Annotated in this window: 10 protein-coding genes; 3 read left to right on the top strand and 7 right to left on the bottom strand. The window is 60.5% G+C overall.

All coding sequences use genetic code 11. From position 1 onward, the window contains the following. Positions 1-411: zinc-binding dehydrogenase (locus EN781_RS10765; RefSeq protein WP_145965479.1), on the top strand; the 411-nt coding region annotated here is incomplete at its 5' end. 70 nt (positions 412-481) lie between these two features. After that, positions 482-1,171 carry an MIP family channel protein gene (locus EN781_RS10760; RefSeq protein ID WP_127399969.1) on the top strand — a complete coding sequence of 230 codons (690 nt, stop codon included), beginning with the start codon at positions 482-484 and terminating at the stop codon, positions 1,169-1,171. An 81-nt stretch (positions 1,172-1,252) separates the two neighbouring features. On the opposite strand, the gene EN781_RS10755 is transcribed toward EN781_RS10760, so the two are convergent. From EN781_RS10755 to EN781_RS10725, 7 genes are all read right to left on the bottom strand, one after another. After that, on the bottom strand, positions 1,253-3,259 hold the full coding sequence (locus EN781_RS10755) for a sigma-54-dependent Fis family transcriptional regulator (RefSeq protein ID WP_245492249.1): 2,007 nt from the start codon (positions 3,257-3,259) through the stop codon (positions 1,253-1,255). Between the two features lie 144 nt (positions 3,260-3,403). Beyond that, positions 3,404-3,877 carry a hypothetical protein gene (locus EN781_RS10750; protein WP_126058860.1) on the bottom strand — a complete coding sequence of 158 codons (474 nt, stop codon included), beginning with the start codon at positions 3,875-3,877 and terminating at the stop codon, positions 3,404-3,406. Between the two features lie 175 nt (positions 3,878-4,052). Next, positions 4,053-5,477 (bottom strand): O-antigen ligase family protein, encoded by a 1,425-nt coding sequence (locus EN781_RS10745; RefSeq protein WP_126058861.1) that lies wholly within the window; start codon positions 5,475-5,477, stop codon positions 4,053-4,055. A gap of 175 nt (positions 5,478-5,652) precedes the next feature. Beyond that, complete coding sequence (gene asnB, locus EN781_RS10740) at positions 5,653-7,623, bottom strand: asparagine synthase (glutamine-hydrolyzing) (protein WP_127399968.1); 1,971 nt, start codon at positions 7,621-7,623, stop codon at positions 5,653-5,655. Positions 7,624-7,704: 81 nt separating this feature from the next. Then, positions 7,705-8,496 carry a class I SAM-dependent methyltransferase gene (locus tag EN781_RS10735; RefSeq protein ID WP_127406357.1) on the bottom strand — a complete coding sequence of 264 codons (792 nt, stop codon included), beginning with the start codon at positions 8,494-8,496 and terminating at the stop codon, positions 7,705-7,707. 46 nt (positions 8,497-8,542) lie between these two features. Next, positions 8,543-9,562 (bottom strand): NAD-dependent epimerase, encoded by a 1,020-nt coding sequence (locus EN781_RS10730; protein WP_126058864.1) that lies wholly within the window; start codon positions 9,560-9,562, stop codon positions 8,543-8,545. A 27-nt stretch (positions 9,563-9,589) separates the two neighbouring features. Then, positions 9,590-10,870: a nucleotide sugar dehydrogenase gene (locus EN781_RS10725; protein ID WP_126058865.1), complete on the bottom strand. Its 1,281-nt coding sequence runs from the start codon at positions 10,868-10,870 to the stop codon at positions 9,590-9,592. Between the two features lie 245 nt (positions 10,871-11,115). On the opposite strand from EN781_RS10725, the gene EN781_RS10720 reads away from it, so the two are divergent. Continuing rightward, entirely contained in the window at positions 11,116-12,246 is a 1,131-nt protein-coding gene (locus EN781_RS10720) for a glycosyltransferase family 4 protein (RefSeq protein ID WP_126058866.1), read from the top strand. Positions 12,247-12,413: the final 167 nt, after the last annotated feature.

Here is a 12,413-nt window from a genome sequence, read left to right as displayed (position 1 = left end):
GCGCGTGTGCTGGCCAAGGATCTTGGCGCCGACTTCGTCCTCGACGGCGGGCCGAACGTTGTCGAGGAGGTAAAGGCGATCACCGGCGGCGGCGCCCATGTCGTCATCGATTTCGTCGGTGAACTCGGCGTCGAGAACATCTGCTGGAAGATGGTGCGCAAGGGCGGCCAGCTCTTCGTCGTCGGCTACGGCGGCGCGGTCAACGTTCCGACCGCGCATCTGGTCATCGAGGAGATCAACATCGGCGGCAGCCTGGTCGGCAATTTCACCGAGCTCGTCGAACTGATGGAGCTCAACGCCGACGGCAAGGTGAAGATGCACTACACCGAGTACAACCTCGCCAGCATCAACACCGCGCTCGACGACTTCAAGAACCGGCGCTTCACCGGCCGCGGCGTCATCGTTCCCTGAACCACCTGGACCGGATCCACGCCAAACGACCGCGTCGGTTCCGATCCGTCATCTGCAAGGAGAGGAATTAATGAACAAGTGCATCTGTGAATTCGTCGGCACCTTCGCGTTGGTCTTCGTCGGCTGCGCGACGGTTCTGTTCATGCGCTCCGAGGTCGGCCTGCTCGGAGTCGCCCTGGCATTCGGCCTGTCGGTGGTGGCGATGGCCTATTCGATCGGGCCGATTTCAGGCGCGCATCTCAATCCGGCGGTGAGCCTCGGCGTCTTCGTTTCCGGCCGGATGAAATCCAATGACCTTGTCGGCTATGTCGTCGCGCAATGTCTGGGAGCGATCGTCGCGTCGGCCGTGCTCTACGTGATCGTCCAGGGCAAGGGTGGCGGCTATGACGTCGCCGCGAATGGTTTTGCCCAGAACGGCTGGTCGGCCTATTCGGCGACTTCGGCGTTCCTGTTCGAAGCAGTCGCAACATTCCTGTTTGTGCTCGTCATTCTGCGTGCCACAGCCGAAGGCGGCGCGGGCGCTCTGGCAGGCCTGGCGATCGGACTGACGCTGGTCGTGATCCACCTCGCCGGCATTGCTGTGTCAGGATCCTCGGTCAATCCGGCCCGCTCGCTCGGGCCTGCTTTGTTCGCCGGTGGAACCGCGCTGTCGCAGCTCTGGCTCTATATTGTGGCCCCTTGTCTTGGCGCCGCCGCAGCCGGGCTGGCGGAGCGCGCTGGTGTGATCGGAGCCGGCGAAACGGTGTCGCAGCCGGCCTGACCGACTGCCGCCTGCGGCTCCCTTTTGGCTGAAATCCTCCCAAACCATGGCATGAATGGCATGGGTTCCCTTTTCCCCTCGTCAAACGAACTCGCGCCGGATGCCGTATTGCTCGAGCTTGCGATAGAGTGTTGGCCGCGAGATGCCGAGCCGCTGCGCGACCCGGCTAAGATTGCCATTCTCCACGGCAAGCGCATTTTTCAACGCCTGCCGTTCCGCCTCGGCGAGCGTGCCTTCAGGCACCTCCGGCGAGATGACCGCAGTGTCGCTCGACTTCGCGCTCTGTCCGGATGCGGGGGCCGTGATCTCCGCGGGCAGATCGTGAAGTCCAATATCTCGGCCGCGCGCCAGGACATGCAGACGTCCGACAAGGTTCTTCAGCTCGCGCACATTGCCCGGCCAACGATAGGCGAGCAGCGCGGCAAGCGCTTCGTGCGAGAATTCCAGCGGCTCCTCGCCTGAGGCTGCGGCGATCCTGCGGTTGAAATGCTCGACCAGCAGAAGCACATCCTCGCCGCGCTCACGCAGCGGCGGCACCGTGATCGAGACCGCGCCAATTCGGTAATAGAGATCACTGCGGAAGCGGCCCGCGGCGACTTCCTGCTTGAGATCGCGGTTGGTCGAGGCGACCAGCCGGACGTCCACAGGCCGGCCTCGGCTGTCGCCGATGCGGTTGACCACCCGCTCTTCCAGAACGCGCAGCAGGAATGGCTGGATCTCGAGCGGCATTTCGCCGATTTCGTCGAGGCTGAGCACGCCACCATTGGCAAGCTCGAAAACGCCGGGCTTGCCGTCGCGCGAGGCGCCGGTGAAGGCGCCGCCGACATGGCCGAACAGCTCGCTGCCGAACAATTCCTTTGTGATGGCGCCGCAATTCATCGCAATGAAAGGATCGTTTGCCGTGCGCCGGCTGCCGGCATGGACAAGCCGCGCAAACAGCTCCTTGCCAACGCCAGTCTCCCCTTCGACCAGCAGCGAGGCGACGCTGTTCGAGCGGGCAACGCGACAGGCGACATCGACGGCAGCAAGCAGCGCCTCGCTTTCGCCGACGATCATGGCGGCCGCGTCCTGGAGGTGCTTGTCCGCCTCCCGGTGGGTCACGCTGGAGACTGCAGGCGCCGACGGGAACACGAGCGCCGCGCCGCGCAGGTCGCCGTCGAGCTTGAGCGGCGTGATGTGGCAGGAACGCAGATGGGCCGGCAGCGCCCTGGCGATATCGGCCTCCGAGCCGGACGAAGGAAGGTTCATCAGCCAGCGCCCACGCCCAGCCTCCATCCGACCGTCCGTCATTTCAGTGGCTTCGCCATCGGGCACGTTGTTGCGGAAGATGGCGCGGCCACGATGATCGAGGATCACCAGCCCGTCTTTCCGGCGGTAGCTGGAAGCCGAGGAGATGAAAGCCTCGAGCAGGCGCGTTCGTTGCTCCGCCTGCTGCTCGGCCAATGCCTTTTCGATCTGCCGGGCCGTTGCGGCGACCAGAGCGGTGTTATGCGGCCGGAAGATCGGCGAATAGCCCGACAGGTCGACGACACCGATGATCTTGCCGTCCAGTGGATCGCGGATCGGCGCACCGGCGCAGGTCCAGGACTTGATGCCGGCGCAGAAATGCTCGGCAGCATGGACGAAAGTCGGCTCCCCGGTCCACAGTGCCGTACCTATGCCATTGGTTCCGACAGCGTCCTCGTTCCATTTGCCGCCGATGGCAAGGTGGATATCCATGCCGTTATGCAGTGTCTTCTTGTCGCCGATAGCGTCGATCAACACCCCGTCGCTGTCGGCAAGAACCAGCATAGCGCCTGTTCCCTCCAGCAGCTGGCCGATGGAGGCGAAGGACCGACGCGCCGCCGCGAGCAGTTCGGCATTGGCCCGGGTCAGAAATTCGATCTCGTCGCGATCGCTGTTGAGCGGGGCTTCATGCCCTTGCGCATTGATGCCGCCGGTTGCGCTGCGATACCAGGAGTCGTGAATGAGCGAGCGGACGTGGCTTGGCTTGATTGGATCGCGGGCACATTTGGGTTCGTCGGCCAGAAAATCTTCCCAGGCGCGCATGGTGGCGCGCTCGTCATAATCGATGTTGCCCAGAACCATTTGCCTGCCGGCTGACGGCGCACGCGCCGGAAGAGCATCGATCTTCATCTGACTGGGACCCGGATCACGTTTCATTCAGTCATCACGGAACCTTTGAGACCATCGCTATGTGTTCTCGGCGATCCGGACGTCGCGTCCAATTGGTTAGCCGATGCCGAGCTTGGCGCCGATTTCGGCGGCAAGCTGTTCTTCGGAGTAAGCGCCGGTGAGGCGCATCCCATCCATGTCGGCAAGCTTGGCAGCTACGGTTTCGTCGACCGGCGCGAAGTAGCCATTCTGTTTCGTCGCCAGCACGAAAATCTGTTCCCGGTCGCGATCGCGTACGTCGCCGATGTGATGGAGCTGGCGGCCCGTGTTTTGATCCTTCGAGACCACGCGACCGTTGATGCTGATATGGACAGACGGCCTGGCTTCCGACGCCGACACCGGGGCACCACCAACGTGGATGATAAGGCCCTCGACCTTTGGCAACTGGCGTGGCTTTTTGGAAGCTGAATAACCGCCGGCGCTGAGCTGGTCGGCAAGGCGGACGATGGTGGAGCGATTTTGCTCGATCAGTCGTTTGATCTGTACGTCCTCGCGCCGCGGGCCATCCCGCTTGGAGATGATCTCGACCATGAATCCTCCCAGATTCGTTGGCAGTGCTGTTAGGGCAATTCTTCTCCTTTGCAGCGAACCTTACACTGCCACAGTCGGGTTCGCCATTCATATTAGTTAGCGCCGAAATAGGTGTCGTTGGTAGCAGGTGGCTGCTACAAAGGGCTGGTACTCGTACGTCTGAGTAATGCCCGCGTCAGGCTGCCTTGGCTTGCCCGTTACCAGCCATACGACCCGGTCCAAATCCCTGCATAGCCAAACGCACCTGCGACGCTTCCAGGGAATCGAGCTCGGCATGGTCGAGGTCGTCGTGGCCGAGAACGTCCATTATCCGCCTGGTGGTCGGACCGGGGATGGCAATAGGAGCTTTTTTTATCGGTGGCACCGTGCGTCCGCTAGCCAGGTATGTTCCGGAAACCAGGAACACCATCAGCGTCGAATCGAGAATGTCATGGCCGACAAGGGTGCCGGTCAGGCCGCCAATGACATAGACGATGACGGTGACGACGATCATTGTCGCACCGAACCGCTCGACTGGATCGGCACTGAGGCGCAGGACCCTTGCTGCGTTCCAGACCGCCGCGCCGAAGATTGTCGCGAGAGCCAGAGCTCCAAGCAACCCGGCTTCGACAAGAGCGGTCAAAAAGCCGTTGTGAAAGTGGTTGAAACCTTGGTTCGTCCCAAATCGCTCCTTGAATCCCTCCTGGGTAAGCGTGCGACTGGCGGAAATGCCGTGGCCGAAAAATGGGGCTTCACGAAATGCATCGAGGCCTATGTCCCAGAGTCCAACCCGCAATCCGAGTGGAGTGGAATGATCGCCTCTGGTGGTGAGGGCCTGCCAGTCATCGAAGAGGAAATGAGTGCGATCCACGATGATCGGAAATGTAATTGCCGCCGTTAACAAGCTGGAAGCGCCTGCTACCACCAGCAACCGCCTCATATTCGCTCGAGTGAACCTCCGGCGATTGACCACAAGGATGGCGACAACGGCAACCAATAAGGCCACCCAAACCATACGCGAGCCCGAGTAGACAGTCGCCACGACCCCGGCGAGTGCGGCGACAGAGAGTGGCTTCCAGGCTTTCTCCATTCCCGACAGAGCGCCCGAAAGGCACATCATCACGGCGAGACAGGTGACAGTCGCAAAAACGATCGGATTTCCAGCCCCCCCTTCTGCCCTGAGCATCCCGATCCAGTAATATTGGACGATGGCGAGGACCAACGCACCGCTACAGGCCGCAGCGCTCGCAAGCACAGCAATGCGCGCAAGGCTGGCCTTATCGATGATGCTCCAGGTCGAATAGGAGATCGGGAAGAACAGCAAGGTGACCAGCGGCAGGAAATACGCGACGTCAGCCCGCAGCGTACCGTTGACGATCGAGGCCAGAACCATAGCCGCGCAGTAGGCATAGATCGCAATGGTCATGGCAAGCATCGGCCGGTCGACATTGAAGCGCCGCCGTTTGGCTGCCAGCAGCAGCACCGACCAGAGTGCGCCGCCATGAAAGACGAAGCTCACCGCCGATCCCAGCACAGGTGGCGAAAAGAAACAGGCGATGGAGAAGTAGATGATGACCTGCGCGGGTGTGAGATGCCGCCGGAGCGATATGAACGGGTTCAATGCCTTGCTTCGCAATCTTCCAGATTGTGCACGGATCGTTCGAAGGTCCCCGCCATCCCTTTTCCCGAGCCGGTATAGCCGCTGGCTCCGGTATCCGATAGTGCAATACCGCCGCGCCCCGCAACCGGCTGTGAGGGCGGGCAGTCCTGACTGAAATTGTCGGCCACGCGCCACCTCAAGCCGCGACAGCCGTTGAAACTCCCTGGTGTGCTTCCCGCCATGATTGGAACATCAATACGTCCCAGAGCGGATACTGGTGGTTGCGCTGTCCAGAAAGGTGTTCGGACCAAGCGCGCCGAATCGCCTCCGGCCGGAAGAAGCCATCTTCGCGCAGCCGGCGCTCGTCGAGCAGCGCCTCGGCCCAATGGCGCAGCGCACCGCGCAGCCAGGTGTCGATCGGTACGCCAAAGCCCATCTTTGGGCGTTCGATGAGCCCGCGAGGGATATGCCTGTACAGGAGTTGCCTGAGTGGCCACTTCGTCTTGTTCTCGGCCCGCAGGATGGAGAGCGGCAACGAGAGCGCGAAGCCTACCAGCCGATGGTCGAGCAGCGGCACGCGGGTCTCGAGGCCGACAGCCATTGCCGCGCGGTCGACTTTCACCAGAATGTCGTCCGGCAGATAGCTCATCATGTCGAGATACATCATCCGCTCGACGCTGCCCGGTAAGGTCGGAAGTGCTTCCAATCCGGTCAGCATCGTGGGTGGCTCGACCGCATCGGGAATGATCTCGGACGGCTCCCAGTGCGAGCAGAGACGACGATAGACGTCGTTCATGGTTCGAAGCGAAAGGACCGACGCCGCCTTGTGGATCTTGTCGCCTACCCGCTCGCGCCGAAGGCGTCGCGGCAAGAGCGGCATGATCCCGCCTGCGACGTTGTCATACAGTTCGGGGGACGGCAGTGTTGCCAGGCTGGCCGACACGCGACGCAGGCCGATCGGGATGCGGGAAAGCTTGTTCCAGAGCGCGTCAGCGAGCGCGTAGCGCGTGTAACCGGAAAACAACTCATCTCCGCCGTCGCCCGACAGCGCAACGGTGACACTGCCACGCGCCAGTCTGGAGACGAGGAAAGTCGGGATTTGCGACGAGTCCGAAAACGGCTCGCAATAGATGCCCGGCAGTTGCGGCACGACGTCGAGGGCGTCCCGGTCGCTCAAATATAGTTCCGTATGGTCTGTGCCGAGATGGCGCGCCACATGTTCGGCATGATCGGCTTCGTTATAGCCGGCTTCGGCGAATCCGATCGTGAACGTTCGCACAGGCCGCGAACTGATCGACTGCATGACCGCCACGATTGCGGAAGAATCTATGCCGCCGGAGAGGAAGGCGCCGAGCGGTACATCGGCTATCATCTGCCCTTCGAGTGCGCGGCGAAGATGGCGCTCGACTTCGTCGACCGCTTCCTGTGGGCTTCCTTGAAAAGGTTCACGGCGACCCTGTTCCGCGACCTCCCTCGCGCTCCAATAGCTCTCTACGCGTGGCTCGCGCACAGGATCGGAAAGAACGAGAAGGTGGCCAGGTCTTAATTTGCGGATGCCCTCATAGATGCTGTACGGCGCGGGAATGTAGTTGTGGCGCATCAATAGCGCCAGCGCATTCCGGTCGATCGCTGGGCGCCAGTCGGGAAGCAGATGAAACGCCTTGGGCTCGGAGGCGAAGGCAAACGCCTTACCAACACGGCCATAATACAGGGGCTTCTCCCCCAGGCGATCGCGCCCGAGAAGAAGGGTTCTCTCTTTCCGGTCCCACAGGCCGAACGCGAACATGCCTGTGGCCAACTCAAGAGCTTGTTTTAGCCCCAGTTCCTCGATCGCAGCCAGAAGGACCTCGGTGTCGGAATGCCCGCGCCAGGCACGATCGCCATGTTCCCGATCGAGAAGCGTGCGCATCTCACCGTGATTGTAGAGTTCGCCGTTGAAGACGATGACGTAACGGCCGCCGTGCGAAGTCATGGGCTGGGCGCCAGCCGATGACAGATCTATGATTGCCAGCCGTCGTTGACTAAGCGCGACACCCGCCTCAGCATCAGTCCAGACGCCGTCGCCGTCCGGCCCTCGGTGCCGGATCATGTCGGCCATGCGACGTACAGTGGAGGCGCCGCTGCTCGTCGCGGCCACGCCACCCACAATGCCGACAATACCGCACATCCGGCGTCGTTGCTCCCATGATGGCCTGTCCCCGAGTCCTGTTCTCTATGCAAAATCAGAGAGAGGAAAATCGGGCGGCTATTAATCCGTTCGCACGAAACACCATTGACCGCAGCCGGTTCCGAAAAGGCCGATTCCTGGAGTGACGTTCAGGCGCTGCTTCGTGCGAAACCCAAGCTTTTCCACGGCCGTCTCCAGCTCGACAGCCGAGGTGGATTGATAGGGGTACCCGCCAAGCCAGTCGTCGACATCCGCCAAGAACTCCATGCCCCGGCGTTGGCGATAGTTCTTTACGAAAGAGATCGCGTCCCGATGCCGCAGCGTTCTTGCCAACATATAGGCGCAGACAAAAAGCGCCCTTACCGGAGGTCGCAGCCACTGATGGGAGGAGTAGAGCCTCTTTTCGACCGTCCACAGCCCGCACAGCGGCGTCTTCAGGTAGATCGCAATTCCCAATCGCCCCCCGCGACCAACGAGATCGGTCGCATTGCGGATCGCTGCCCACATATCGCCCGTATGGTGCAGGACACCCCACGAGTAGACAATGTCGAACGTCCCGGACGGGAGCGACGCTTTATCGAGGATGTCGGCTCGCTCCACACTCCATTCCGCTCCCGACGCAAACCGGGAAAGAACGGCTTTGGTTGTTTCGACGCAGCGGACGTCGTAGTCGAGCGCCCGGACCTTCGCCGCGCCTAGCCGAAGGGCGGCCGCCGAATGCAGGCCCGATCCGCAGCCGATGTCCAGAAATGTCTTCCCGTCCAAATCGCCCACCAGACGGCGAAGATCCTCGCAAGCCCGGTCCAGGTGTTCGTCCTCGAAGCGCGCGGCGAGCTCGGACCAGTTGCGGCCGAAATCATAGCGCGCGTTCATTGGCTTCCCATCCGTCGTCCTTTTCTCAAAGACCAAGGGAATCGGATCATACTCGATAGAATTCCCGATACCATTCCACGAAACGCGGAACCCCGATTTCGACCGGAATCTTCGGCTTGAAGCCGGTCGCCTCTTCAAGTGAGCTGACATCTGCGAAAGTTGCCGGGACGTCACCCGGCTGGAGCGCCATGAGGTTGCGGTTTGCCTTCCGCCCGAGTGCGTCTTCCAGCACCTCGATCAAGCGGTTCAGCTGAACGGGCGAATTCCCGCCGATATTATGGATCCTGAAAGGCGCGCTGCTTGTCGCGGGGTCGGGGGCCGAACTCTTCCATTGCGGATTTGCTGTTGCGGGCTGCTGCATCACGCGGTCAATGCCCTCGACAATGTCGTCGATATAGGTGAAATCTCGCTGCATGTTGCCATAGTTGAAGACGTCGATCGGTTCGCCAGCGAGAATGGCCTTGGTGAAGATGAACAGGGCCATGTCTGGCCGTCCCCAGGGACCATAGACAGTGAAGAAGCGCAATCCTGTCGTCGGCAGGCCGAAAAGATGGCTATAGGTATGCGCCATCAGTTCGTTGGCCTTCTTGCTTGCGGCATAAAGGCTCAGCGGATGGTCCGCTGGATCGTGAACGGAGAACGGCATCCGTGTGCTGCCGCCATAGATCGAACTGGAAGACGCATAGACCAGATGGCCGACCGAGGCACGTCGGCATCCCTCCAGGATGTTAAGGAAGCCGGTGAGATTGCTTTCCGCATAGGCGTGCGGATTGGTAAGCGAATAGCGAACGCCGGCTTGGGCTGCGAGATTGACCACGATCTCCGGAGTGACCGAGAGAAGAAGCGCAGAAATGCGATCTCGGTCGGTGAGGTCGATTTGATCGAAACGAAAATTCGGAAATTCTTTCAAGCGAGCGAGCCGGGCTCGCTTCAGGTTGATGTCGTAATATTCATTCATGGAATCGAGGCCGACAACCTGCCGGCCATCAGCGAGAAGCCTCTGGCAGAGGTGGAATCCTATGAAGCCAGCCGCGCCGGTGATCAGAATCGGCCTGGTCGATGTCAATGTGTACTCCTAGGTTGCAGGCCGAGCTCACAGGCTCCAGTATTTTATCACTCCAGGAACTTCATTCGGCTTGATGGCCGACTTGACGTCGAACAGCGTTCCACCTGGCCTGATCATTTGGAAAATACGGGATTTCTCCCTCGATAGATAATGCTTGTGAGGAACCGCCAGAACAAGCGCCTGCAAATCGTTTATCTCGTCGAGTGGCAGGATTGTTTCACCATATTCGCGTCGAGCGGTTTCGGCATCGGCAAGAGGATCGTGGACCTTGGGGGCAATGCCGAACTGCCTCAGTTCCCTGACCATGTCGAAAACACGGCTGTTGCGCAAATCCGGAACATCCTCCTTGAAGGTCAGTCCGAGAATGCCGACGGAAGCTCCCTTCACGGGCATATCTGAACGGATCAGCTGTTTGACCACTTGTTGAGCAACGAAGGCTCCCATGCCGTCATTGATGCGGCGGCCGGCGAGGATGATCTGCGGATGGTAGCCCTCAGCCTCCGCCTTGGCGGTCAGATAGTACGGGTCGACACTTATGCAGTGGCCACCCACGAAGCCCGGCTTGAACGGAAGAAAGTTCCATTTCGTTGACGCGGCATCAAGGACGTCCTGCGTCCGAATATCAAGCCGCTCGAAGATCATTGCGAGTTCATTCATCAGCGCGATGTTGAGATCGCGCTGCGTATTTTCAATTACTTTCGCGGCCTCGGCCACCTTGATCGACGGGGCGCTGTAGACACCGGCATCGATGATCCGGCTGTAGACGCCCGCCACACGCTCCAGCGCTTCGGTATTCTCGCCAGAGACGACTTTGACGATTCGTCGCAGCGAGTGTTCGCGATCGCCGGGGTTGGCTCGTTCAGGTGAATAGCCCAGCGCGAAGTCGTGAGGATGCCGCAGACCGGAAATCTGCTCGATGATGGGTCCACAAAAATCTTCGGTAACGCCGGGATAGACCGTCGATTCGAAGACGACGACCGCGCCTTTGCTCACCACTTCCCCGACGAGTTCGGATGCCAGCTTCAGAGGAGCGAGATCGGGGGCACGATTGATGTCGATAGGGGTGGGCACGGCAACCACGAAGAAAGTAGCGCCTTTCAACATCTTCCGGTCGGTCGTAAATACGATCGACGATTCCTTGAGCTCCGTGGCGTCAACCTCTCCCGTACGATCGACGCCGTCGCGCAGCTCGTTGATTCGGCGCTCGCTGATATCGAAGGCGATCGTTGCCGGGAAAATCTTTCCAAACGCGACGGCTACTGGAAGGCCGACATAGCCTAGGCCGATTACAGCAATGCGTTCGGTCATCCGTGGATTTCCTCAGGTCGCTTATGACTCGAGGCGCTTGTATGGCAGGCGGTGGGTTAATTCAACGATGCGTCGTTGCGAAGGCGGAAGTCTCCACTCAAAAGAAGTCCGCCGCCGATGCCTGTACCACTCAACAACTCAGACCGACCGATACTGTGGATAACATGCCGCAGGGTTGGGTTTCGGGACCCGAGACCTTACAAGAGGCGGCTGGCCTGCTGCAATCAGCCTAAGATGTTGAACGCATGAACCGTATCGTCGTCATTGTGAGCGAGCCAAAGTCCCTTGCAACCACTCGAGGACATTTTCTCCTTGCGCTGCGTGTGGCCGGATACGAAGTTCATGCCGCGGCGCCGTTCGATGAGATGACCGTGCGATGGCTGACCGGAAACGGCATTCGTTTTCATCATCTGCCGATGGCGCGCGCGGCAGTCGGCCCGATCGGCGATGCGATTTTGGCGCTCCGTCTCTACAGAAAAATACGGGAACTCAGACCTCAGGTCGTGTTGACCTGCGCAATCAAGCCAATCGTTTATGGCATACCCGTAGCGTTGATTGCACGCGTCCCGCGTCGGCACGCGCTTATCACTGGCCTCGGCTATGCGTTCACGGACCGCCATAAATCGCTGCGCTGGAGGGTCATCAACGCCGCGGCTCGACTTCTTTATGCAGCAAGCCTGCGCGGCGCCACGACGGTGACGTTCCAGAACGAGGACGATCGAGATGATTTCCGTCGCCTGGGGCTCCTCGGGCGGACCCCAGCCAGTGTCGTCAACGGTTCAGGGGTCGACCTGGATCGTTTCAGGGTTGCGCCACTGCCGGAGGAGCCGCGATTTCTTATGATCGCCCGCCTGCTTCGCGACAAAGGCCTTGCCGAATACCTGGGTGCCGCGAAGCTGGTGAAGGCGGTCCGGCCGGAGGCTCGCTTCGACCTGGTCGGTGATACGGATCCAAATCCCGCGGGATTTCCGGTCTCGGAGGTTGAGGCAGCCGTCGCGGACGGAACGATCCGCTATCACAGGGGTGTCGAAGATGTCCGTCGGGTGATCGCCGACTCGCGTATTTACGTGCTTCCCTCCTATCGCGAGGGCACATCGCGCTCGGTTCTGGAAGCAATGGCAATGGGTCGTCCGGTGATAACGACGGATGCGCCAGGCTGTCGCGCGCCGATCGTCCCCGGGGTAAACGGCCTGTTGGTGCCGGTCGGTGCCACGACCTCCCTGGCCGAGGCCATGATCCGTCTGATCGACAACCCAGATGAGGCCAGATGCATGGCCAGGAACAGTCGGTCGATTGCCGAACAGCGCTATGATATTCAGAAAGTTACTGCTCATATGATGGAAATCATCGAAGGCGGGCAATGGGCCGCAGGATGACATCTGCAGAAAAGCCAGCGTCGAACCGATATGAATTCGGAGCCTATTGGGCTTCATTCATCGACAAGTCCTACTCCGCTGAACGCCGCCAGGCGGCGGCCGGCAAGCTCCTGTCCTTCCTGGGCAAAGACCGAACGGAGACTAGGCGATATGCGGCTGGCCGTCTT

This window comes from Mesorhizobium sp. M4A.F.Ca.ET.090.04.2.1 (genome assembly GCF_003999085.1).
Classification (GTDB): Bacteria; Pseudomonadota; Alphaproteobacteria; order Rhizobiales; family Rhizobiaceae; genus Mesorhizobium.
The sequence above is the reverse complement of the archived record's forward strand: the minus strand, read 5'-3'. Positions and strand labels throughout refer to the sequence as shown.

Coding starts and splice junctions, on each gene's coding strand:
- EN781_RS10750 (WP_126058860.1), bottom strand. CDS start 3,877: ATGGTCGAGATCATCTCCAAGCGGGATGGCCCGCGGCGCGAGGACGTA.
- EN781_RS10720 (WP_126058866.1), top strand. CDS start 11,116: ATGAACCGTATCGTCGTCATTGTGAGCGAGCCAAAGTCCCTTGCAACC.
- EN781_RS10725 (WP_126058865.1), bottom strand. CDS start 10,870: ATGACCGAACGCATTGCTGTAATCGGCCTAGGCTATGTCGGCCTTCCA.
- EN781_RS10755 (WP_245492249.1), bottom strand. CDS start 3,259: ATGGTTCTGGGCAACATCGATTATGACGAGCGCGCCACCATGCGCGCC.
- EN781_RS10735 (WP_127406357.1), bottom strand. CDS start 8,496: ATGAACGCGCGCTATGATTTCGGCCGCAACTGGTCCGAGCTCGCCGCG.
- EN781_RS10760 (WP_127399969.1), top strand. CDS start 482: ATGAACAAGTGCATCTGTGAATTCGTCGGCACCTTCGCGTTGGTCTTC.
- asnB (WP_127399968.1), bottom strand. CDS start 7,623: ATGTGCGGTATTGTCGGCATTGTGGGTGGCGTGGCCGCGACGAGCAGC.